Genomic DNA, 23,236 nt, shown 5'->3' with positions numbered 1-23,236 from the left:
ACGTTCTCCTATCGTTCCAAACCATGACGTTATTATAAAACTACGATATTATCATCGTCAATAGTTATGTGAGGTATTTTTTATTCGGATGTTAGCTATACTTACAGGTTTACACATTTGTTCACAATTCCTCCTACACGGCAAAAGGAAAAGCCGTAATCCCTTTATTTTCATAGGAATTAACGGCTTTATAGGTCGATTATATTTTCCACTCTTTGAAAGCCTCTGCTGGCGCTTTCTCCGTGTAAAATTCTTTTCCAACAATTGGTGCGAGCTTCTCCAAATCCTTTAATAAATTAGCGAACTGGTCAGGAAACAGCGATTGTACCCCGTCCCCAGTCATCGAATTATCTGGATCTGTATGCATTTCGACGATCAATCCATTCGCTCCAGCAGCTACTGAAGCCTTAGACATTGGCTCTACAAGCTCGCGGCGACCTGTGCCGTGACTTGGGTCAGAGATGACTGGCAAATGGCTGAGGCTTTGCAATACAGGAATAGCTGACAAGTCAAGTGTATTTCTTGTGTAGGTCTCGAATGTTCGGATTCCGCGCTCACACAGCATAACGTTCGGATTGCCTCCAGCGAGAATATATTCCGCTGCATTCAGGAATTCATCGTACGTTGAGCTGAAGCCCCGTTTCAGTAAAACAGGTGTTTGGATCGTTCCCAGCTTGCGGAGCAGGTCGAAATTTTGCATATTGCGCGTACCCACTTGAAGAATATCAGCATATTCGGCGCATACATCTACGTATTCCGGCGTCATCACTTCGGTAATCGTTAGCAAGCCATGCTTGCGTCCCGCTTCCGCCATCATAACTAAGCCTTCAACGCCAACACCTTGGAAGCTGTATGGGCCTGTGCGAGGCTTAAAGGCTCCACCGCGAAGCACCTGCCCACCTGCCGCTTTAACCAGTCGGGCAATTTCATCAATTTGCTCTGGTGTTTCAACTGCGCAAGGGCCACCCATAATAACTAAATTATTTCCACCAATTTTAACGCCTTTAATGTCAATAATGGTATCATCTGGGTGAAAATCACGACTTGCAAGCTTGTAGGACTTGGAAATTTTAATGACATTTTCAACGCCCTTGAGCTGACGAAGATGCTCGGCTAGTGTAGGCGCCGCGCTTCCAATAATGCCAATTACGGTACGGTCCGTTCCTCTCGATACATGGGCTTGAACGCCTGCTGCTTCAATATGGGTAACAATTTCAGCAATTCTTGCTTCTTCAATATGCGGGTTAGTAATAACGATCATTTCAATCTCTCCTTTTCCACTTAAACGCTTGTTCGCTTCGACGCTTCTATGCTTTGTGGCTTTTATGCTTTTACTCGTTAAAGTGATTATATAAGAAGCAGCGCTTCCCGTCAAGGGGAAACTTTAAGCTTGTGCTTTGCCGGTTTTATGTCATTTCCCCTCTTGTGTAGCGAACTATAGAAAAAAAGACGCCTTAAGGCGTCTCTGGCACTTCCGGGCGCGCAACAACTGATTTTTTGCGGGCATTAGGAAGCAGCTTCTCCATATTGACAGTACGAACGATTTCCCACGTTGAAGGGTCGTCGTCGTTGTATTGCTCCAAATACGTAATAACTTCCTTCGTAAGCGGCGTAGGGGTCGAGGCGCCGGAAGTAACGGCTACACGTTCAATGCCAATGAGCCATTCCCGTTTAATTTCTGACACATCTGCCACACGGTAAGCGGTAACACCTGCGATTTCCTCCGACACCTGTGCCAGGCGGTTGGAGTTGTTGCTGCGCGGATCACCCACGACGAGACAAAGCTGGGCTTCTCCAGCCTGTCCTGCTACGGCCTCTTGGCGAACCTGCGTTGCCAGGCAAATTTCATTGTGGACTTCCGCCGTTGGAAACTTTTCAATAAGCTTGCTAATAATATGGCGAATGTCCCATTGCGACATCGTTGTCTGATTCGTAATGACGATCTTGCCTTCCGGCACTTCCAGCAAATCAATATCCTCGACACGCTCGATGAGATGTACGCGATCCGGTGCGACGCCAATGGCACCCTCTGGCTCTGGGTGATTTTTTTTGCCAATATAAATAATATGATAGTCCTCGGCCATCTTCTCGCGAATCAAATCATGGGTGCGCGTCACATCAGGGCAAGTTGCATCGACAACCGTCAATCCCTTGTCCTTGGCACGCTTGCGAACTTCTGGGGAAACGCCGTGAGCGGTGAAAATAACCGTTCCCTGCTCGACCTGCTCCAAAATTTCCAGACGGTTCTCCCCATCCAGCGTAATAACGCCTTCCTGCTCGAACGCTTCCGTCACATGCGCATTATGCACAATCATTCCCAAAATATATATTGGCCGCGGCAGCTCAAGATTTCTAGCCGTTTGCAGTGCGAGTACCATAGCGTCAACTACGCCGTAGCAATAGCCCCGCGGTGAAATTTTAACAATTTGCATGTTGGTGCACCTGCTTTCTGAACCGTGGGCATTAGCCCAAAGTTCGATCCGTTCCTTCTATTATAGACGAATCTGTCGTCTCAGAAAAGACTACTGGCAGCCAGATCGTAAACTCCGACCCTTCACCTGTGCGCGTCAGCACTTCAATGGAGCCGCGATGCTCATCAATAATCCATTTTGCAATCGATAATCCGAGCCCTGTTCCGATCGTTTTGCCGCGCGATTCGTCCACTCGATAGAAACGGTCGAATATATGCGGCACTTCCTCAGGGTTCATCCCCATGCCCGTATCGCTGACCGTAATCCCGATTTGATTGTCTTTGCTGCGCACGCTAAGCTCAATATGGCCTTCTACTGTATACTTGAATGCATTCTCAATAAAAATAAACAGCAGCTGCTGCAAATAATCCTGATTGCCTCTGACCTCAATGCCGCTGAGCTCCGACAAATCGCCTACGCGCCATTCCGCGGTACGCGGGAGCAATTGAGCGCGGCGTGCAACCTCCTCGACGAGCGGCTGCATCGCCACTACGGTTTTCTCCATTTCATAGCCGGCATCCGCACGGGCGAGCGCTAGCAAATCATTAACGAGCGTCGACATGCGGCGAGATTCCGCTGCAATATCCTGCATAGCCTCAACCGTAAGACCGAAGCGCTGGTTATCAAGCGCCAGCACGATGCCATCCAATGCATCGGGATCCTTCGTTTTTTCCCACATCCGCTGGAGCAGCTCAATATTGCCCCGAATGGTCGTCAGCGGCGTCCGCAGCTCATGCGACGCATCCGAGACGAACCTGCGCTGCGCCTTATAGGATTCATCGAGTTCATTGTAAGCCGTCTCCAAACGGGCCAGCATGACGTTGAGGTTATAAACGAGCCTGCCGACTTCGTCATTAGGACCACTCATTGGTATACGCACACTAAGATCAGAACCGCTTTGAATTTTCTCAGTTGATTTAATAACGCGTTCAATTGGACGCAGCACCTGGCGAGCGAGCAGCAAGCCAACTGTAAAGGCTATCAAGACGGCGATAACCGATGCGGTAAACAAAATCGTCTTTAAAGCCTTCAAATAACTTTCCTCGCTAGTAACAATGGCGCCAACCTGTATAAGACCAACTAGGTCCGTTTGGGAATCATCACTGTAAATGGGACGCTGATAAATTAAAAAGGTTATATTCGCATCATTTACCTTAATGTTGGCCTTTATAAAGCCAGCCTGTACTTTCTCCTTAACGTCAGGTATCGGATATTTTATGCCTGTACTGAGCAGTTCCTTGCTGGCATTAATAATGCCCTCTTTATATCTGACAATTTGCAAATAAAAGGAACGCTCATAAAACCGCCCTTGCGAAGGGGCAATCAATAAGTTGAGCTCGTTGACAACTACATTGTAGCTATCCGCTTCGCCCTTCAGCTGATCTTTCATCTGCCCGTACGTATTGTAATTAACAAATATATAGATGGCAAAACCAAATATCAGCAGCGTCATCGCAAGCAAAGCTGAATACCACAAAGTTAAACGCAGCCGTATGGTCATAGCTGATCAGCCCTCTCCCCGCAATACATAGCCTGTACCGCGAACGGTTTGAATCATGCGTTTGCCGCCGCCCTCCTCCATTTTTTGGCGCAGCATCGCAATATAAACTTCAAGGACATTCGACTCTCCGCTGAAGTCGTAGCCCCATATTTTTTCCATAATGACATCACGGGTCAATACGCGGCGCGGGTTCTGAATAAAGAGCAGCAGCAGATCATATTCCTTGGCTGTCAGCTCAATACGCCGGCCATTCCGAATCGCTTCGCGGGCATCTTGATCAAGAGCAAGATCCTCATAGACGATTTTACTGCCCGTATCCTCAATCTTGTCCGACTTGCGGCGCAGCAGCGCACGGACTCTGGCAAGCAGCTCTTCGAGTGCAAACGGCTTCACAAGATAATCGTCAGCTCCGGTATCCAGCCCTTTTACCCGATCGGTAATATCATCCTTGGCTGTCAGCATCAGAATCGGAACCGTGCTCCCGCCTTCGCGTACTCTACGGCACACTTCCCAGCCGTCTACATGCGGCATCATAACGTCGAGTATGAGCAGCTGTGGCTCCGCTGTCATCAGCAGCTTCAGCCCTTCTAGGCCATTGCTCGCCGTCGTTACTTCATATCCTTCAAAAATCAGGCTCCGCCTTAATAAAGAGGTGATTTTCTCATCATCATCCACAACCATAATTTGTGTTCTCATCCGTACGCCCCCATGTTCTTTAAGCTTCATAAAAACAGACGCAGAGAGATTGTTCGCCTCTGCGCCTGATTGTAACCATTCAGCACCGGCTGCACCGATATGCTGGCTGCTTTATTATTATTCTGCGTTGAACTTGTTGCGGTCGCCAATGGTGACCGTCAAATCCATTTTCGCACCTTTGCGGATAATATTCAACTGAACCTCATCGCCAACGGCTCTCTTCTTAATAGCCGCGATCAAATCCTGCGTATTATTATACACTTTGCCGTCAATGCCGATAATGACGTCAAATTGTTTCAGATCGCCCAGGTATGCAGGAGAGTTGTAATATACATTGCTGACAATGGAGCCTTCGGCCTTATCCATGCCAAGCTGCTTCGCCATAGCATCCGTTACGTCAGCAAGCTCTGCTCCGATAAAAGGCACCGGATCTTTCGGAACTTCAACGTTATTTTTCAAATTCTCCAATACGCCTTGAATCGTGCTCGTTGGAATCGCAAATCCGATTCCTTGCGCCTGTGAGCTTACAGCCGTATTGATGCCGATGACTTCGCCATTTACATTGAGCAGCGGTCCGCCAGAGTTGCCTGGGTTAATCGATGCGTCCGTTTGCAGCAAATGCTCGTAGTTGCGTGTTCCTTGCTCATCCGGAATGGAAATCGGACGTTCCTTCGCGCTGAGTACGCCAACGGTAATCGTATGGTCAAAGCCATATGGATTGCCGATCGCCGCGACCCAATCGCCGATTTTAATGCTGTCGGAGTTGCCTAGCGTCAAAGTAGGAAAAGCTTTAGAATCCGTTACTTTAAGCACAGCCAAATCCAGATTATAATCAGAGCCCAGCAGTTGCGCGGTAAGTGGCTTATCGTAGCCTTGCACCGTGACTTCGATTTTCTCTGCGCCGCCAACGACGTGCTGGTTCGTCAGAATGTAACCGGAGGCGTCGAAAAAGAATCCGGTACCGCTGCCCGTTGCCTGTAATCCGTTGCTGTTATTGTTTGGCTCCTGGCTGCCTGCTCCTGGATAATCCTGGCCAAAAAATTGTTCAAAGAAGGAATCAGCCGATGAACCGCCATTACTTCTTGTAGGCGAAGCAAAGGTCTCAATTTTCACAACGGCCGGGCTTGAAGCCTCGAACAGCTTAGCAATATCGTCCGGTCTGTCAGATGCTGCGGTGAGTCCGCTGTTTTGTCCCGTCGCTGTAGCAGTCCCCTGCTGGGATACAGTCGCTTCCGCCGACTTGCTGAACCAATTGTTCACATCCGAAGCATACATTAGAGAGCCTACTACTAAAACCCCAGCAATAAACGAAGAAAACATCGCTTTGAATGACGTTCTGCGCTGCGGCTCCTTCACCTGCCAACCGCCTCTTGAAGATGACTGCGATGAGCTGAACGGCCTTACTGAGGCAGGAGGCATGGTTTCAGCGAAGTTCGCCTGCTCCCCCTGCTGCTGGCTGAACGGCTGGGATGCCGCCGCTGATTCCTGGCTGGATGGCGGAGCGGGAGTCGCAATAGGATGATTGCCTGCTCCAGCCCCATCAGATAGCGCATTATTGTCCGGTGCGCCGCCCGACTTAAACGGTCCGTAAGAATAGTAGTAGGAAGGCTTGCTTGCCTGTTCAGAAGAATCAGCAGATGCTTCATCAGCTTGGACTGGCTGAACGTTATCCTCCTGCTTCCGCTGCCCGTCCTCACGATTTTGGAAAAAATCATCAAAGCCGTTCTTTTTATTCTGATCGTCCATTCCCGTTTCCTCCTCATCGGTATACAATGAAGCAATTCAGCCTCTCAGACTGCTTGCTGGTTAATTGTTGTACTCCTATCATGCACATTCTACCTTAAAATTAAATTAAAATACATTTAAACATACATAAAAAAACTCTCTATCGCGAGTGATAGAGAGCCTTTCGTCCTATTTTATTTATTTTTCGAAGTCCGCTTATGCTTAAGTCATTGCCTTTTCCACTTGCTGCAAAATGTCCTTGGCCCGCTCGACCCATTTGCTTTCAATGTCAGCATCTGGATCAATCGGCGATTGAAATTGATCGAATAAGGCGCCTACCAGCCGTACCGAAGCTTCCTCGTCATTACCTTCATTATATAAATGCTTAAGCACATAAGGCGTTCCCAGCTTAATACTGGCATCCGTATCCGAAGAGCTATTATCGATGGTGCCGTCCGTCACTTCAAAAGGAATCCGCAGCCACACTTTATGGGCTTCATCCAATGGACGATCGAACGAGCCAGCTGCATAATCCCAATTGCCGCCTAAAGCGAACGTATGCTGCGTCAGCATATCGCGGGTTTCAATAAAGGATTGATGGCTGGCTTCCAGCTCTGATGAAAGCAAAATCATAGCAAGACGCTCCTTTTATGTACGCTTTAGCACGGCTCATCTAGCCGCTGTACATAATTAGTATAGCCCGCCTTTTGCTGCATTATGTGATGGTTAATAATAAGGATACGTTTTAATGCTGATTATATGCTTCTAGCCCAACCCTTGCGATGAGCTAGCACTGCCAGCTGGGTCCGATCCTCCAGCTCACATTTCATTAATAAATTGCTGACATGCGTCTTGACCGTCTTAATGCTAATATGCAGCTCTTCACCAATTTCCTTATTTGACCGTCCCTCAGCGATAAGCAGCAGCACTTCTTTCTCCCGCTCCGTCAGCCCTTCATCTCCTGATTGTGCCGTTCGCTGCCGAAGGCCGCGCGTCAAAGCCTGAGATACATCGGCTGTCATAACGGGCATGCCCTTCGAAGCACCATTTAGCGCATAAATAAGCTCCTCCGCAGATACCGTCTTCAGCACGTAGCTGACTGCCCCTGCTTCAATGGCGGCATACACTTTATCATCCTCTAAAAAGCTCGTTAGCATGACGATTTTCACATCCGGATATTTCGCCATGACCCGTCTCGTCGTCTCAATGCCATCCATGTCTGGCATCATTAAGTCCATCAGCAGTACATCAGGCATCCCTTTTGGAATGCCGGCTTCAAGCTTATCAAGTGCAGCCTGTCCGCTGCCCGCCTCTGCAACGACTTCAAATTTCGGCTCCAGCATTAAATAAGTGCGCAATCCTGTTCGAACCATATCATGATCATCTATAATCATTATTTTCAACATTTCCTGGCTGCTCATTTTTTATCGCTCCCCCGCCATATTTTTGGAATAGATACCTTGACCCTCGTCCCGCTGCCTGGCTTGCTTATAATTTCTGCCGTCCCGCCAAGCTTCTGGGCACGCTCGTGCATCGTTGACAGCCCATAGGAGCCCCGTTTGACCTCATCTACTCGGAAGCCCGTTCCATCATCCTGCAGGCTTAGCACAATTTGCCGTTCATTTTCCGATAGCGTCAGCGAGCAGCCCATGGCTTTAGCATGCTTGACGATATTGGCCAGCCCCTCCTGCACGATGAGAAAAAGCTGATGCTCCTTCGCTTCCGACAACGGCTCAGTAAGCCGCCATTCCAGCTCGCCTTGCAAATGGTTTTGCCGGCAATAATCAGGAAACCACTTATCCAGCGCTTGGCGCAGCGTGCGGCCTTCAAGCTCCATCGGACGTAGCTGGGCGATAAAGGTGCGCATTTGCTTCTGGGCGAGCGTTGACATCTCGATTAACTGGCCCAGCACCTCTGCCGCGCGTTCGCTATCCACCTGTTGAAGCTTAGGCAGCGAAGAGGCGCACATGTGCATGGCAAACAGTTGCTGGCTTACCGTATCATGCAAGTCACGGGCGAGCCTTTTACGCTCTTCCAGCACCGCCGCCTCATTAGAGGCAGCCTCTGCCATAACCTGCTCCTCGCCTGTACGCTGGATGTAAGTCATCCGCTCCTCCATTTGCCTCGCAAGCACATTAAATTCCTCATAAAGCTCGGTAAATGACAAGCCTCCCCGCTCGGCAATCCGAATTTCAAAATTGCCGTTAACGGCCTGCTTGATCGCGAGCTGGAGCGTATCTACTCTGCGCTGTATGCGCCTGCCAGCCCAATAACCGCAAGACGCAGCAACAAGCAGGAAGACGGCTGTGGCAGTCAGCCACACTTCCCATCTCCCTGCATGCGGTATGAGCCCAAAGGCGATCATCGCCGCCGCTCCATAAGCCAGAGCAGCAGCGAACACAAACATGGAAATCAATTCCCATTTTCCACTGCGAAGCAACCGAACCATCATAAACGCTTATCCCACCCTCGTCACACGCACATCGCCAATAAACGAGCTAACGACCAGCCTGATTTTTTTATCCGCATCCGCATAGGAAGGGGAAGCCATATCCATCGACTTGAACATGCCGTGCTCCTTTTTGCCAAGAAACTTCACATCGCCAATGAATACGCTGCTTTGCACATGGATGCCCACCTCATAATCATTAGGCACATATACCTTCACATCGCCGATAAAAGAGGATACCGTAATTTTCGTTTCACCGTAAGCGATTTGCGCCTTCGTTAAGTCAATAACGGTGTCACCGATAAAATGTGAAATATTGATCGGCTGCAGCTCCCAATAATCATGACCGATATGAATATCGCCAATGAAGTTGGAGCGGGTCTGGGTATTCGGATCATTGTTCCACCACTCGCTTTTGCCACTCCAGTGATTTTTTTCATTTTTCCACTCTTTGCGCTGTTCCCGATATTGCTGTTTCCATTCTTTACGTTGATCGCGGTAACGCTGCTTGGCCTGCTCCTTCCACACGTTGCCTACAGGCTGTTCCTTCTCTAAATTAATTTTAGATTTCCCGTCTTCAAAGCGCTCTTTCTGAGATGGTGCCCCACTAGCGGGACCAGCTTGCTCATGCTCAGGAGGAAAAGGGTCCGTCGGGCCCGGATGCAGCGGCGGTGCTGGAGGAATTTCACCTTCCGTATAACCATCGTAAGATTTCCAGTCATCGGATGGCGGCTCATGCTTCTCCCGCTTCCTTCTGCTTGGCTTACGCAGCATATTGATACCGACCAAAATAATAATAATCGGCCAAATATACGGAATAATATCGCCTATGGACCAATCCGACCAGCCCATGTTCCGGGCAAGAAACACGACGCCAATAATAACCATCACCCAAAATCCGCCGCCATGCTTGTTGGAATTTCTCGAGAATATCCCTTTCAGCCCAATGACGATTAAAATAAGCGGCCAAAAGTTGGAGATGATTTCTCCAATGCTGAGCTGGGTGGAAATGATACCCATTTGATTGAGAAAAAAGACAACGCCTATCGCAATAACTATACCAGCTGTTATAAATCGATTAAAAAAGCTGCCATTCATAAGGTGATCAACTCCTGCCTTCAATTGGTTCAATCCTTGATACGTCTAAGTATAACGGACCCGCCAAACACAAGAAAGGGACGGCCGATTGAAATCCTGCTCAGTCTCTAGACCGAGACAAAGGAATATTACACCAGTTAAACCTAACATGCGTTACGAAACATTACATAAAAGCGTTGACATTGTTAACTCGGAATCATTATAATGATCAACGAATTAGCAATGTAACATCATTTTATATCCGAATATAAGGGGTTGGCCTACACAATGGAGTTGTCAGAACTGTCGAGAGGTCTCGATACAATCTGGGTTGTCTTGACAGCGGCTATGATTTTGCTGATGGAGGGCGGCTTTGCTCTTCTGGAGGCTGGCTTCGTCCGCCAAAAGAATGCCGTCAGCATCATTATGAAAGTGTTCGTTGATATTGCTTTCGGGGCGCTTGTTTTTTATTTTTTTGGGTTCGCTATTATGTACGGCAAAGATGTAAGCGGTCTGTTCGGCACCAGCGGCTTCCTGCTGAGCGGCGACCTTTCTCATATTGTACTTAATATCTCCCATGAAACGTATTGGCTGTTCCAATGTGCCTTCGTTATCGCGGTCATCTCCATCGTATCCGGTGCCGTGGCTGAGCGTATCCACTTCCGTGCGTACATTTTGCTGACGATCGCCATGACCGGACTCATTTACCCGCTTGCGGGCCACTGGGTATGGTCAACGGGGGGCTGGCTTGGCAAGCTCGGCATGATTGACTTTGCCGGTTCAGCTGTTATCCATGCCCTTGGCGGCTTTGCGGCTCTAGCTGCTGCCATTTTCGTCGGACCTCGCATTGGCAAATTCAGTCCGGATGGCAAGGTGAACATTGTTTCGCCATCCAATTTGCCGCTCGCATCCGTTGGCGCATTCATCCTTTGGTTCGGCTGGTTCGGCTTTAATGCCGGCAGTACGCTAAGCGCAACGAACACATCGATCGGGCATATCGCCGTTACGACGATGTTGTCCGCTGCAGCGGGCGGAGCCACCTGTATATTGTTTACGATGTTTCGTTATAAAAAAGCCGATCCCCCGATGGTTATTAACGGCTCGCTTGCTGGGCTTGTCGGCATTACTGCTGGCTGCGCATTCGTATCTGATGGCGCTGCAATCTTCATCGGTGCGATTTGCGGCATTATGATGGTGCTCGCTACCGAGTATATGGAAAGCAAAAAAATCGACGATCCCGTTGGCGCCTTCGCCGTACACGGCATCAGCGGCAGTATCGGGACGCTGGCGCTCGGATTGTTTGCCAAGCCAGAGCTTGCCGGCGAAGTCGGACAAGGCTACTACGGATTGTTTTATGGCGGCGGATTGAAGCTGCTTGGTGTACAAGCACTTGGCCTCGTCACCGTATCTGTATGGGGTTTTGTATTCACTTGGGGCGTATTATGGCTCATCCGCAAAATCATGCCCGTTCGCGTCTCCAAAGACGAGGAGCTTATCGGTCTGGACGTTGGCATTCATGGCGTTCCCGCTTACAGCTACGATACGGATTTTCTTGATGTAGACCGCCTGAAGAGCGGCAATTGATAGCTATATACGTTTAACAAAAAACCTCCATATCCCCAGCGATGCCAAGCATCCGGGATTATGGAGGTTTGTTTTATTTGAAAGGAATGAAATTTCTCTTCTATATCTTATAGCAAGTCATTCGCCAGCTCAAAGGGAACTGTGACCATATCTGTTGGAGCCGAACTGTTCTGGATAACGCGTACATTTTCAATTTCAAGCTTTAGCGCACGAACTTTCTCCATTGGCTTGCGTACGAAATGAATATGCTCAACCGCCAAATGATGAACCGGTTTCTTCCCTGACAACATACGCCTGAAAGCAGACATCGATTGATAAGCCCTCTCTTCCTTGAGACGGCGCTTCTCGTATCGCTCAACCATTTGCTCTATTTCGATAATTTCCTGTTCCTTCTTGGCGATATAAGCATCAATGAACGGAAGCACCTCAGCAGCTCTGCGATGCTCAGAAGCAGAATAGTTTGTGAATGTTATAGGATCAGTCATGAGAGTTCACCTGTCTTATCATGTGATTATTCGTTACACCGTAATCATACAATAAAACAGGATCGTTTGAAAACTGTTTTTTATCTCCTAATTTCAATGCCTATCCGCTACGTTAGAAAAAAGGAGCCATAGCGGCTCCTTTTCTCACTTATTTATTGGGGCAGATTGTTACTTCTGCTTTTTTTGTGTCGATTTAGCAGCTGCATTGCTCGTTTCATTATTTTGCCCAAATTCTTCCGCAAACTCGGTATTTAGCTTTTGGTTCGTTTGAGCTACTTTATTGTTTTTGTTCTTTGCCATGTTGGTTTTTCACCTCCCCGTCCATGTTATTATGGCGGGTTATGGCTCTAATATGCATGTTATTGCTACGATTCAAGATAAGCTTCGGGCAAGCCTTTCCCTACTTCTGCGGCTTTGTTAACCTTATTGAGCCAAGCCTGAGACAGCTTGCCGCTGCCCTTGCGAATGACCTGAACCTCCACTGTGCGCTTGCCCCACTGCTTGAATACATCCGCCGTTGTCTCGAAATACAAATCGATTCTGCTGCCTTTAATGGCTGATCCTGTATCAGCGACGACGCCATACCCGTATCCGGGAATATAGAGCAGAGAGCCAATCGGGAACAGCTTCGGATCAGCCGCAATCGTGGAAACCATATCCCTGCGAACCTTCACGCCTGAATAAGTAATGCCATAGCTCGGATGGCCGGGCCGCTTTCCTGTCGATTCAACTCCGGCTGTGTAGCCCGTTGCGACGACCTTCACTTTATCGTACGCCGGTTTTTGCGGCGTTAGCTGCTGCTTGACGGTTTGAATATGTTTATCTTGTACCATTGACATTGCCGCTGCTCCTGTCAATTTAACTGCTTCTGGACCGACTATTGCTGGCATATGCTGCGTCAATACTGCCTGATCAGGCTCCTTGTCTGGGTATGGCATTAAACAGATCGTAAGCAATACGAGCGCAGCGATTGCGAGCAGCATTTTTTTATAATGAAAAAAGCTTGTAACCATTTGGGCACTTCCTCCTCAGAAGAAGATTGCCCAAGTGGTACAAGCTTTATTCAAACAAGCTGTTGCTAGCTGCTCTTAAATCGCCTTCGTTTTAATTTCTTGCTCCAGCAATTCAGCTGTCTCGGCAATGGATTTTGCACCGATATCGCCTTCGCCGCGCTTGCGGATCGAAACCGATCCAGCTTGCATTTCGTTCTCGCCGACAACGAGCATATAAGGCACTTTCTCAATTTGCGCCTCGCGAATTTTATAGCCAAGCTTCTCATTACGAAGATCGCTTTCTACGCGAATGCCCGCTTCTTGCAGCTTCTCAGCCACTTCACGCGCATATTCCTCATAAACGGTGGAAACCGGAATCACCTTCGCTTGAATCGGCGACAGCCATAGCGGCAGTGCGCCAGCAAAATTCTCAAGCAGGAATGCAGTCATGCGCTCCATTGTGCTGATGATGCCGCGGTGAATAACGACTGGACGGTGCTTCTTGCCGTCTTCGCCGATGTATTCCAGCTCGAAACGCTCTGGAAGAAGGAAGTCCAGCTGTGCTGTGGATAGCGTCTCTTCTTTGCCTAGTGCGGTCTTGATCTGAACGTCCAGCTTCGGACCGTAGAAAGCCGCTTCGCCTTCTGCCTCGAAAAATGGCAGGTCCAGCTCCTCTACGACTTCGCGAAGCATGCGCTGCGACATTTCCCACATTTCATCATTTTGGAAATACTTCTCAGTGTCCTGTGGATCACGGTAGGATAGACGGAACCGGTATTCCTTAATGCCGAAATCCTCGTATACTTTGCGAATAAGGTTAACAACACGTGCAAACTCTTCCTTGATTTGGTCTGGGCGGCAGAAAATATGCGCGTCATTCAGCGTCATCGCGCGAACGCGGTGCAAACCAGTCAGGGCGCCGGACATTTCATAACGGTGCATCGTTCCCATTTCTGCAATGCGCACGGGCAAGTCGCGATAGCTTCTCATATCGCTTTTGAAAACCATCATATGATGCGGGCAGTTCATCGGACGAAGAACGAGCTCTTCGTTATCCAGCACCATTTTCGGGAACATATCCTCGCTGTAGTGCTCCCAGTGGCCGGATGTTTTGTACAGTTCCACGTTCGCCAGCACTGGGGTATATACATGCTCATAGCCAAGACGCTCTTCCATATCGACGATGTAGCGCTCCAATGTACGGCGAACTTTCGCGCCATTCGGCAGCCAGAGCGGCAAGCCTTGGCCAACCTCACGCGAGAACGTGAACATTTTCAGCTCGCGTCCAAGCTTGCGGTGGTCGCGTTTTTTCGCTTCCTCGAGAAAATGCAGATGCTCATCCAACTGCGCTTTTTTCGGGAATGCTGTTCCGTAAATGCGCTGCAGCATTTTGTTTTTGGAATCGCCGCGCCAGTAAGCGCCTGCTACGCTGAGCAGCTTGAAGGCTTTAATCCGTCCAGTAGACGGAAGGTGAGGCCCACGGCATAGGTCGAAAAATTCGCCCTGATCATAAATGGTAATTTCCGATTCCACAGGAAGATCGCGGATCAGCTCCAGCTTGAGCGTATCGCCAATATCGGTAAATACGGCAATCGCTTCATCACGACTGACGACGCGGCGGCGGATATCGAGATTTTGCTGAACAATTTTATCCATTTCCTTCTCGATTTTCACCAAATCTTCCGGAGTGATCGACTGCTCCATATCGATGTCATAGTAGAAGCCATCCTCAATAACGGGGCCAATACCGAGCTTAAGATCGACATCGGCATACAGACGCTTGATCGCCTGTGCCATCAAATGCGCTGTGCTGTGACGATATACTTCCAGCCCGTCAGCCGAATCCAAAGTGACAATTTCAACCTTTGCATCCTCGCTAATTGGCGTATAAACATCAACGGTTTTTCCGTCAATTTTACCTGCAATTGCATTTTTGCGCAGCCCGCTGCTAATCGAGCCAGCCACCTCTTCAATTGTTGTTCCTGCTTCATACTCCCTTATTGCGCCATCCGGCAAAGTTACTTTAATCGCCATTGTTATCATCCTTTCCATTCGCTAAGCTTCCAAGCTGCTGCGTTCTGAACGCAAAAAAAGCACGCATCCCGCGAAGGGACGAGTGCTTGTAAGCTCGTGGTTCCACCCTAATTCGATTGCTCGCCTAACGCCTTCCAGCGTATTTCATCCCGGCAGCAGCCAATCCTTAATTCATCTGGTAACGGAGATTTCCGGTACAGCTTATTGGCGCTTCACTAATTGAAGCCCGTTCGGCTATACAGCTACAAAGGGGTATATTTACATCTAGCTGGAAGGAAATTGCAGCCTTGTTTCCTCTCTCTGGACCAGTTGAACGTGTAAATACATGTCTTTATCATTGCTTTTTCATCTTATATCAGCATAATTATAGTCCTGAATAGCAAGCAGGTCAAGAGTTAGGACATACATTGCCATACGCACCTTTATTACGCCAGGCTTACGACAAGCCTTTTCCTTTATACATGCTGCGGCGGCGTACGCGAACGATCCGATACACGCTGAGCGAAAGCAGAATGAGAAGGAGCGGCATCAGCGCCACCTCACTGCCCTGCCGCGTAGGCACCTCAGCGAAAGCAGCCCCCAGCATTAGCACAGCAAGTACGCCAAACATCATGAATCTTCTTCCTTTACGTCCATTCATTCATCTCACTCCCTCTTCCTCATTCATAATCATTGAATGCATCCGCTTCAATAACCTTGTGTTTTTTCCATACCATTTCATAAATGACCGGCATGACGATCAGCGTGAGCACCGTCGAGCTGAACAAGCCGCCAATAACCGTAATCGCAAGGCCTCCTGAAATGAGACTCGTCGAGGAGCCGGATAACGCAAGCGGAACAAGCGCAAGCATCGTTGCAAAAGCCGTCATTAAGATCGGTCTGAGCCTTGTTCTTGCCGCCTCCACAATGGCTTCTGTAATCGGTATGCCCGCTTTGCGATTTTTCTCCACCCGATCAAGCAGTACGACCGCATTAGTAACGACGATGCCGACCAGCATTAGCATGCCAATCATGCCGCTCATAGACAGCGACTGCCCTGACAGAAGCAAGGCGCTGAGTGAGCCAATCGGAATAAACACAAGCGAGGCTAAAATTATAAGCGGCGTACGCAAACCTCCGAACGTCATGCTCATAATAATAAATACGAGACCAATCGCTGCCGCCATGGCGATGCCCAAGCTTGAGAAGCCGTCATTTATCATTTGCAGGCCGCCGCCTACCTTGAGCTCCACACCGGAAGGCAGCGTCAGGCTGTCAATATCCGCCTGTACCTGCTTTGTCACCGCAGATACTGCACTGGCATCCTTTACCGCTCCACTGACGAGAGCGTACATTTTGCCATCATCATGGCTGACCTTTATCCAGGTGTTCTGCTCCGTTATATCTGCGATATCCTTCAGCTTCTTCATGCCCGCTGCAGTAGGAATCTGTATATTTTCCAGCTCTTCCTTCGTGGCAATTTGCTGTTTATACGATAAGATTATTGCTTGCTCCTTATTATCGATTTTGTAAGTTCCGGCATCTACTGGACGAAGCTGCTCGCCGGTCAATTGCATAATCAGATAAGGGCTAATATTATCATCGATTCCGCTTTGATTGAGGGAAATGACCCATTTTGGCGTTACCTCATCCATATTGTTCGTAATATCCTTCAAATCGCTGCTTTCATTCATGAGATTTTCAATTTGAAGGGCAGTTTGCGCCAGCTTGTCCGCACTGTCCGAATAAATGCTCACATCAATATTGTTGCCCGAAGGCGGCCCCTGCTGTTCGCCCGCTTTAATATTGAGCGTCGTGCCCACCTGTTCAGCAGTGACCACTGTCAGCAGCTCAGTCTGCAGCTTCGAAGTCAATTGCGCCATATCGCTTCCTTCGGCGAATTGAACCGTAATCGTCGCTTTATTATTGCCGCCGCTGGACAGCAGCGGGTTAGCGCCTGCACCGCCAACAGAAACCTCATAGCTCTCCACATTGCCTTGCTTGCTTAAATAAGCCTCCACCTTGCCGCTGACATCGTCCGTCTGCTTCAAGCTGCTTTGCGCTGGCAGGGCAACATCAATGGCTAAGCTCGGAGTCGCGCTAGTCGGCAGAAAAGCAACGCCGATTAAAGGAATCATGCCGAGCGAGCCTACTAGGAGCACTACGGCTGACCCTAGGACGAGCGCTTTGCGCTTCAGAGCGCTGCGGATGATTTTTTCAAAACCATTCGAAAGTCTGCTTTCCTTCGTATGCGGCTTAACGTTTCTGAAAAAAAAGCTGCCCAGCACAGGAATCAGCATCATCGATACTAACAGCGAGATCGATATGGAGAGGACGACAGCAATCGAAAACGGACGGAAAAACTGTCCAATGATCCCGCTGACAAAAGCGAGCGGTGCGAAGACGACGATCGTCGCCGCCGTGGACGAGGCCACCGCCCCGATTACTTCACGGGTCGCTTGGTAGGCGAGCTCCTTGCCGCTCATTTTCTCGCCTTTTTCCTGCCGCCATCTGTATATATTTTCAATTACGACGATGCTGTCATCGACGATCCGTCCGACGGAAACGGCGATGCCGCCCAGCGTCATAATGTTAAGCGTATAGCCCATTTGATCCATAATCGCAATCGTGGCAAAAATAGAAATCGGCAGCGACAAAATCGAAATAATCGTCGCTCTTACATTGCGCAAAAACAGGAAAATAATAAGCACGCAAAACAATGTGCCATACAAGCCTTCACGAATGAGGCCGGATACCGATTCTTTAATTTCCTGCCCTTGGTCAACGATGACATGATAGTCCAGCTCGCCTGTATCTTGATAAGTGGTAAGCAGCTCTCTCACATTGTCAGACACATCCGCCGTGTTGGCATCCTGTGTCTTCTGAATCGAAATAACAAAGCTCGGCTCGCCATTAAAGCGTGTAATTTCATTTTGCTCCGAAACCGACTTAATGTCGGCAATATCTCCAAGCGTGATAGCTGCTGCGGCACCCGCACCGCTTGAAGCTCCAGAACCACTTGATGCTCCTATACCTGCACCTGCGCCGACAGCATTCCCTGATGCAGTACCTGCGGCACTGCCAGCAGCAGCTTGATTCGCAACATTGCCCTGCACACCACCTGCACCTGCTCCGCCCGCGCTGCCTGTCGCTGAACCTGCGGCGCCGCCTCCAGCCGTTGCCGTCAGCTTCAGCGCTTCAAGCTGCTTCAAGCTGTCGAGGCTGCCGGTCAGCCGGATCGGTATGACCGTCTCCTCCTGCGACACCGTGCCCAGTGGCAGGGCGTAGTCTAGCGCCTGAAGCGCCGTGCGGATGGAGCTGAGCGTAATGCCATGCTGCGCCGCTTTATTTTTATCTACAACAATACTAAGCTCATTCGTCGTTCCGCCCTTCAGCGTTACGTTCCCCACTCCAGCAAGCTTTTGCAGCTCAGGAACGACGGTGTTTTGCAGCTTATCAGCGAGCTTTGCCGAATCTCCTTCGGCAGCAAATACAGCTGCTTGATAAATAGGCTGGCTATTTGCCGACAAGCGCTGCACCGTAACATTGGCATTATCAGACAGCTTCAACTTGTTCAGCTCAGCTTCAACTTCGCTGTATTTTTTATCCATGTCGGTGCCAAATGGGAACTGGATAAAAATGCTGGCTGCATTTTCAGAAGATGTGCTCGTTAGCGACTCATATCCCTGCACACGCTTCAAATTGTCTTCAATTGGCTTCGCAACCTCCGACTCGATCTCCTCCGTGGAGGCGCCAGGCTGAATCGCCTGCACGAACACGGCCGGGAAATCCAAATCCGGAAACGTCTGCTGCTTAATTTGCGTGGAGGCGTACAAGCCATACCCCAGCACCAAAGCGCATAATAAAATGACGGCAACGCTATTTTTCAAACTAAATTTGGTCAATCGATTCAAAAAGCATCTCTCCTCTCGTTGTATAACCTCCTTTATCATAACGAGTAATTTTGTACTAATTATGTACTGGTCCGCTGTCAGCCCTTATTGGATTTATCTGGAGGGACGAGCGGCAGTACGACTGTCATCGTCGTCCCTTTGCCCACTGCACTCTCTACTCTGATTTCCCCCGCATGGAGCTCGACAATCCGCTTAACGATCGAGAGGCCGATGCCATTTCCCGGAATGGCACGCTCCCGCGATTTATCAATTTTATAAAAAGGCTTGAAAATATGCTGAAGCTCCTCCTCCGGAATGCCTGCTCCGCTGTCGGCAACCGACACGGTCACACGATGCTGGTTTGCCGCCAAGTTAATCGAAATGACCCTTCCAGCTCCTGTGAACTTAATCGCATTGCTCAGCAGGTTCATCCAAAGCTGGCTCAGCTTATCTTCATCTGCCGAAATGGCTACAGGCTCTAGGTTCAGATCGAGCTTAATGTTTTTGGCAGCCCAAAGCGGCTCGCTGGCAATCATGACATCTTTAAGCTGCTCATCCAAGCGATATTTGCTCATATTCGGCTGAATTTGGTCATGCTCGAGCGAGGACAGCTTAAGCAAATCCTGCGTCAGCCGGGATAGGCGGTCGCTCTCCTCCTCAATAATGGTGAGCAGGCGAAGGCGGCTTTCCTCATCTAGCTTTTTATGCTTAAGCGCCATTGTGAAGCCTTTAATCGAAGTAAGTGGAGACTGAATTTCATGAGAGACGTCCGAGACGAACTGCCTTCTCACCCGCTCCAGCGAATCGAGCTCCTGTGCCATCTGATTAAAGCTTGTCGTCAACTCGCCGATCTCATCCTTGCGTTTCGTAGCTAGCCTGATGCTAAAATCGCCTTTTGCCATTTTGCGGGTAGCCAAGGTTAGATGCTTCAACGGACGTACCATATAGCGGGAGGTGACGATGACGAGAAGCGTTCCGATTAATAGAACGAAAATAAGCTGCATGCGGAAATAGCCGAAAGCGAGGTTGGCAACGCTATTCGTTTCAGGCTTTATAAACAAGGCGTAAGCATGTCCTTCAATCTGAAAAGGGAGCCCTACGACGAGCCGATCATAATCTTTGTCCATTCCGCCCCGGTAAACGCCGCCGTTCAGCACGCTGCGCAAATTTTTTTCATCCACATTCAGCTTATGCTCGGCAATCTCGTCCGTTGCATGAAGCGCTCTTCCCTGCTCGTCATAAACGATAAAGGTAGAAATCGGCAGCGCAGTTATGCCTTCCATTAAAGTATCCACATTGTTAGGATACGAATGTTTGTAGGATTCGATTATCTTTTTGCCGCTTGTAATTAAATTGTCCTGAACGAAGTCGCGAAGCTTGTAACTAAACAGAAAATGGGTCATGAAAAAGCTTAAAATGACGCTCGCCATAACCGATGCAACAAACATAAGAATTAAGCGGACATACAGCGATTTAATCACGGTATACCTCCAGCCGGTAGCCCAGCCCCCAGATCGTCACGATTTTAAAATCCTGCTCATACGCGGCAAAACGCTCTCTCAGACGTTTAACATGCGTATCCACCGCCCGCTCGTCGCCTTCGTAATCGTAGCCCCAAATTTGCTCAATTAATGCATCGCGCTTGAACAGCTTGCCCGGATAGCTTGCCAGCAAAAAAAGCAGCTCAAATTCCTTAAGCGGAATCGACTCGCTTGAGCCTGTATCTTTTAAACGGATTTGATAGCTCGTTTTGTCGAGCGTTACCTGTCCCAGCTTGACGATTTGCGAAATTGAAATCCGGTACCGCTTCAGCAGTGCCTTCACGCGCATGACCAGCTCCATCGGGTCAAAAGGCTTCACCATATAATCGTCGGTGCCCAGCCGAAAGCCTTTAATTCGCTCCGGCGCCTCCCCTTTGGCGGTAATCATCATAATCGGCTTGTCCCCCGCTTCGCGTACCCTTCTGCACAGCTCCCAGCCGTCCATCTGCGGCATCATAATGTCGAGAATAATGAGATCAACCGGATGATTGCAGTAGTAATCCCAAGCGTCTGCGCCATTGCTTTTCTCTATAATGTCCATGCCTTCATCTTCCAAATATAAACAGAGCAGCTGCCGGATATGCTGATCGTCATCTACTACCAGTACAGTCGTCATGCGTCTTCCTTCTTCCCGATTTTAAGTACAGTTCTATGTCATAGTGTAATACACATTTTTGTATTATTTATGTATTGGAACAAAAAAAGACCCGCCGTTGATCGGCGAGCCTGCAACAGATTCATTTTATGGCTGAGTAACACCGTCGTTCCATTCACCCAAAGCATGGTTGCAAAGCATGCAATCACTGCAAACCGATACCCGGTTATCAAAAATCGTTTCAATCGTACGAATGACCTGCATATCGACATGCTGTGTATGAACGACGATTTGCTTCGGCGACGCCGCGATCAGCGAGCTGATGACCATGTCCTCGATGTTCATTTCCGTCTCCAGCATTTCGGCAACCAAACGGTCGGAATGCGGCTTTGGCTCAAACAATTGAAATTGATCATTATACAAAATAAATTCATGGTTGCCTTTATGGACCAAATGAACCATCGCAACCTTCGACTGCTGCAGCCCCACAAAATATTTAAGCAAAGAAATAAACTCCTGATATTGCTTATCCAGCACATATTCATCCAAGGCATATTCCACAATGTCACCTAGCTCGTGACGATACCCATGAAGTCTGAAGGTGGCGATGCCGCCAAGGTCCAGTCGCGTATTCTCATTCAAATACAGTTCGATTTCCTCGGCTACCTTAAGCTTGCGACGCTTTCTGTCCGCATCGAGAAACTTGGCGTTCAAGCCATCCAGATTGGTATCCTGCATCAGCTGGCTGCAATATTTTTCAATAACGGAGACGTCGGTAGAATGGCCGCCCTGATATTTTTTCTTAATGATGCTGATGAGCATTTCCGATTCCAAATTGGCTACAACAAATTCAGCGAGCGCTTTGGCTGCGCTGTGATACACCATTTCCCCATGCTTATTTAGTTGAAAATAAGGCGTTGCCGACTGGCACTTGATTGTGCCCTCCGACTCCAGATCGAACTGCACTAGCTGGCCTTTGGTTGCTGTTACAATATGTAGATCCTCATTCGTATATTGCGCCATTAAGGCCGCTAACCCAGCTGCCGTTGATTGAAGCTTGGAAGGCAACGTAACGGTGAATAGTTCCATAAACAAGCCAACCCCTTTCATTTCCCTCTAACAGTATATGGCGCACCAAGCACCGATATACGATGAAGACATTGGGAATGAAGGGGCTCTGAATGAGTTTGACTTAAGCTGCTGCTTGCGGCTGTTGAGCGGCCTGTTCATTGCTGCTGCGGCTCATAAGCCATAGGGTCAGCCAAATGAGCAGGAAGCCGCTAAGCTGTCCTAGCGTCAGCGTCTGGCCAAATACGAGCCAGTTAATTAATACGCCGACAGCAGGGAAGGAAAGCTCTGCAAGCGTCGCGTATACAGCTTTAGTTGAGGAAAGTCCTTTGTAATAAAGCAGCATGCTGATTAAGCCTGGGAAAAAGGCTTGAAACAATAAATTGACGGCAATGAGCGATAGCTGGCTGCCCTGCGCGTTCAGGCTCCATGCGTCGCCGCTTGCCAGTAAAATGACGCTGAGCAGCGGAAGTGCCAGCAGAAACCTAAGGGAAGTCACGATGGAAAAGGACAATTTTTTTTGCAGCAAATATTTGCCCATGACGGTCGAGCCGCCCCACAGTGCCGCTGCGATTATCGAGAATAGGCAGCTGAGCAGGGCAAGATCATGCAGGCCAACGAGCGGAGATCCAAACCCAAAGGTCAGTAAATATGTGCCTGCCAGCGCCGCTAGCAAAAAGATGAAAAACTTCTGCGGCAGCTTTTCTTTCAGCATAACTCTGGCGAGCACTATTGCAAATAACGGCTGGAGCTTCTGCAGCAGCAGCACCGCATTGGCGCTGCCATGGGAAAAGGCAGCGGTGAATAATACGGTAGCTACTGCCGAGCCGCCCCAAGAAATAAACAGTAGCGCCCCGATGACGCCAATCGACAGCTTGCCGACTAATGTACGACGGAATTTAAACAATACAGGAATTGCGTAAAAAGCGAGCAAAACATGCTCAATAAATACAATTTGTGCCGAGGTGAAGCTTTTGAGCAATAAAATACGGAACAGCGGGTCAAGCCCCCAAAGTGTCGCACCTAGCGCCACATACCATATACCGTTTATGCTCGCAATTCGTGATGTTCGCCAGCCCGCTTTCTCGCTAGCCAGCTCTAATGTGTTCTGCAATTCAAAAACCTCCTAAGAAAGTTTTGAATTGA

At 48.9% G+C, this 23,236-nt stretch carries 20 protein-coding genes; 1 reads left to right on the top strand and 19 read right to left on the bottom strand.

The window, feature by feature from the left end:
* Nucleotides 1-199: 199 nt before the first annotated feature.
* From aroF to liaF, 9 genes are all read right to left on the bottom strand, one after another.
* Entirely contained in the window at nucleotides 200-1,261 is a 1,062-nt protein-coding gene (gene aroF / locus WH37_RS00930; RefSeq protein WP_046228679.1) for a 3-deoxy-7-phosphoheptulonate synthase, read from the bottom strand.
* 193 nt (nucleotides 1,262-1,454) lie between these two features.
* A complete protein-coding gene (locus WH37_RS00925; protein ID WP_046228678.1) occupies nucleotides 1,455-2,432 on the bottom strand; it encodes a 4-hydroxy-3-methylbut-2-enyl diphosphate reductase in 978 nt (325 codons plus the stop codon).
* A gap of 31 nt (nucleotides 2,433-2,463) precedes the next feature.
* Nucleotides 2,464-3,972 (bottom strand): sensor histidine kinase, encoded by a 1,509-nt coding sequence (locus WH37_RS00920; RefSeq protein WP_046228677.1) that lies wholly within the window; start codon nucleotides 3,970-3,972, stop codon nucleotides 2,464-2,466.
* A 6-nt stretch (nucleotides 3,973-3,978) separates the two neighbouring features.
* Entirely contained in the window at nucleotides 3,979-4,668 is a 690-nt protein-coding gene (locus tag WH37_RS00915; protein WP_046228676.1) for a response regulator transcription factor, read from the bottom strand.
* Between the two features lie 117 nt (nucleotides 4,669-4,785).
* Nucleotides 4,786-6,414 (bottom strand): S1C family serine protease, encoded by a 1,629-nt coding sequence (locus WH37_RS00910; RefSeq protein WP_046228675.1) that lies wholly within the window; start codon nucleotides 6,412-6,414, stop codon nucleotides 4,786-4,788.
* Between the two features lie 201 nt (nucleotides 6,415-6,615).
* Nucleotides 6,616-7,026 (bottom strand): YugN family protein, encoded by a 411-nt coding sequence (locus WH37_RS00905; RefSeq protein WP_046228674.1) that lies wholly within the window; start codon nucleotides 7,024-7,026, stop codon nucleotides 6,616-6,618.
* 122 nt (nucleotides 7,027-7,148) lie between these two features.
* The gene (locus WH37_RS00900) at nucleotides 7,149-7,814 is read right to left on the bottom strand and encodes a response regulator (protein WP_046228673.1); all 666 of its coding nucleotides are present in this window, start codon (nucleotides 7,812-7,814) and stop codon (nucleotides 7,149-7,151) included.
* On the bottom strand, nucleotides 7,811-8,845 hold the full coding sequence (locus tag WH37_RS00895; protein ID WP_046228672.1) for a sensor histidine kinase: 1,035 nt from the start codon (nucleotides 8,843-8,845) through the stop codon (nucleotides 7,811-7,813). Before WH37_RS00895 ends, WH37_RS00900 begins: the two co-directional genes overlap by 4 nt.
* A gap of 6 nt (nucleotides 8,846-8,851) precedes the next feature.
* On the bottom strand, nucleotides 8,852-9,940 hold the full coding sequence (gene liaF, locus WH37_RS00890) for a cell wall-active antibiotics response protein LiaF (RefSeq protein WP_046228671.1): 1,089 nt from the start codon (nucleotides 9,938-9,940) through the stop codon (nucleotides 8,852-8,854).
* A gap of 267 nt (nucleotides 9,941-10,207) precedes the next feature.
* On the opposite strand from liaF, the gene WH37_RS00885 reads away from it, so the two are divergent.
* On the top strand, nucleotides 10,208-11,503 hold the full coding sequence (locus tag WH37_RS00885; protein WP_046228670.1) for an ammonium transporter: 1,296 nt from the start codon (nucleotides 10,208-10,210) through the stop codon (nucleotides 11,501-11,503).
* A gap of 107 nt (nucleotides 11,504-11,610) precedes the next feature.
* Here WH37_RS00885 and WH37_RS00880 read toward each other — a convergent pair whose 3' ends face one another.
* The 10 genes from WH37_RS00880 to WH37_RS00840 form a co-directional block, all read right to left on the bottom strand.
* Entirely contained in the window at nucleotides 11,611-11,988 is a 378-nt protein-coding gene (locus WH37_RS00880) for a hypothetical protein (protein ID WP_046228669.1), read from the bottom strand.
* Between the two features lie 168 nt (nucleotides 11,989-12,156).
* Complete coding sequence (locus WH37_RS36930) at nucleotides 12,157-12,288, bottom strand: hypothetical protein (protein ID WP_269431252.1); 132 nt, start codon at nucleotides 12,286-12,288, stop codon at nucleotides 12,157-12,159.
* A 65-nt stretch (nucleotides 12,289-12,353) separates the two neighbouring features.
* A complete protein-coding gene (locus tag WH37_RS36925) occupies nucleotides 12,354-13,001 on the bottom strand; it encodes a 3D domain-containing protein (RefSeq protein ID WP_046228668.1) in 648 nt (215 codons plus the stop codon).
* Between the two features lie 75 nt (nucleotides 13,002-13,076).
* Nucleotides 13,077-15,014 carry a threonine--tRNA ligase gene (thrS, locus tag WH37_RS00870; RefSeq protein WP_046228667.1) on the bottom strand — a complete coding sequence of 646 codons (1,938 nt, stop codon included), beginning with the start codon at nucleotides 15,012-15,014 and terminating at the stop codon, nucleotides 13,077-13,079.
* Between the two features lie 436 nt (nucleotides 15,015-15,450).
* A complete protein-coding gene (locus WH37_RS00865) occupies nucleotides 15,451-15,654 on the bottom strand; it encodes a hypothetical protein (RefSeq protein ID WP_046228666.1) in 204 nt (67 codons plus the stop codon).
* Between the two features lie 19 nt (nucleotides 15,655-15,673).
* Nucleotides 15,674-18,907 (bottom strand): efflux RND transporter permease subunit, encoded by a 3,234-nt coding sequence (locus WH37_RS00860; RefSeq protein ID WP_046228665.1) that lies wholly within the window; start codon nucleotides 18,905-18,907, stop codon nucleotides 15,674-15,676.
* Nucleotides 18,908-18,984: 77 nt separating this feature from the next.
* Nucleotides 18,985-20,367: a sensor histidine kinase gene (locus tag WH37_RS00855; RefSeq protein WP_052736732.1), complete on the bottom strand. Its 1,383-nt coding sequence runs from the start codon at nucleotides 20,365-20,367 to the stop codon at nucleotides 18,985-18,987.
* Nucleotides 20,360-21,043 (bottom strand): response regulator transcription factor, encoded by a 684-nt coding sequence (locus WH37_RS00850; protein WP_046228664.1) that lies wholly within the window; start codon nucleotides 21,041-21,043, stop codon nucleotides 20,360-20,362. The genes WH37_RS00855 and WH37_RS00850 overlap by 8 nt, the downstream gene beginning before the upstream one ends.
* Before the next feature lie 126 nt (nucleotides 21,044-21,169).
* Nucleotides 21,170-22,111 carry a putative sporulation protein YtxC gene (locus WH37_RS00845; protein WP_046228789.1) on the bottom strand — a complete coding sequence of 314 codons (942 nt, stop codon included), beginning with the start codon at nucleotides 22,109-22,111 and terminating at the stop codon, nucleotides 21,170-21,172.
* A 103-nt stretch (nucleotides 22,112-22,214) separates the two neighbouring features.
* Nucleotides 22,215-23,186 carry a DMT family transporter gene (locus WH37_RS00840; RefSeq protein ID WP_046228788.1) on the bottom strand — a complete coding sequence of 324 codons (972 nt, stop codon included), beginning with the start codon at nucleotides 23,184-23,186 and terminating at the stop codon, nucleotides 22,215-22,217.
* Between the last annotated feature and the right edge of the window lie 50 nt (nucleotides 23,187-23,236).

The sequence above is a fragment of the Paenibacillus algorifonticola genome, from assembly GCF_000971975.1.
GTDB lineage: Bacteria > Bacillota > Bacilli > Paenibacillales > Paenibacillaceae > Pristimantibacillus > Pristimantibacillus algorifonticola.
The sequence above is the reverse complement of the archived record's forward strand: the minus strand, read 5'-3'. Positions and strand labels throughout refer to the sequence as shown.